This window comes from Parasphingorhabdus sp., from assembly GCF_036964565.1.
In the GTDB taxonomy this organism is placed as follows: domain Bacteria; phylum Pseudomonadota; class Alphaproteobacteria; order Sphingomonadales; family Sphingomonadaceae; genus Parasphingorhabdus.
Genome location: NZ_JBALTN010000041.1, coordinates 1 through 621, shown reverse-complemented (window position 1 = coordinate 621; position 621 = coordinate 1). Strand labels below are relative to the sequence as shown.

1 rRNA gene is annotated in these 621 nt (G+C 57.6%); it reads left to right on the top strand.

Annotated features, from left to right (window positions below):
• Positions 1 to 621 (top strand): 23S ribosomal RNA (locus tag V7650_RS18135); the annotation flags it as partial.

The following is a 621-nucleotide window of genomic DNA, read 5'->3' as shown; positions in this document are numbered from 1 at the left end:
TCAAACTCCGTGATAGCTGGTTCTCCCCGAAATGCATTTAGGTGCAGCGTCACGTGTTTCTCGCCGGAGGTAGAGCTACTGGATGGTCTAGGGGGCCCACAAGCTTACCGAAATCAGCCAAACTCCGAATGCCGGTGAGTGAGAGCGCGGCAGTGAGACTGCGGGCGATAAGGTTCGTAGTCGAGAGGGAAACAGCCCAGATCGCCAGCTAAGGTCCCTAAGCGTGTACTAAGTGGAAAAGGATGTGGGGTCGCGAAGACAACCAGGAGGTTGGCTTAGAAGCAGCCACCCTTGAAAGAGTGCGTAATAGCTCACTGGTCAAGTGATCCTGCGCCGACAATGTAGCGGGGCTCAAGTACACCACCGAAGCTGCGGCACTCACACAATAGCCCGCTGTTCTCTTGCGAGGGTTCAGCCAGGTGTGTGGGTGGGTAGGGGAGCGTCGTGCAGCCATGGAAGCATCGGAGTGATCCAGGTGTGGAGGCTGCGCGAGTGAGAATGCAGGCATGAGTAGCGAAAGACGAGTGAGAAACTCGTCCGCCGAATGACCAAGGGTTCCTGGGCCAGGTTAATCCGCCCAGGGTGAGTCGGGACCTAAGACGAGGCCGACAGGCGTAGCCG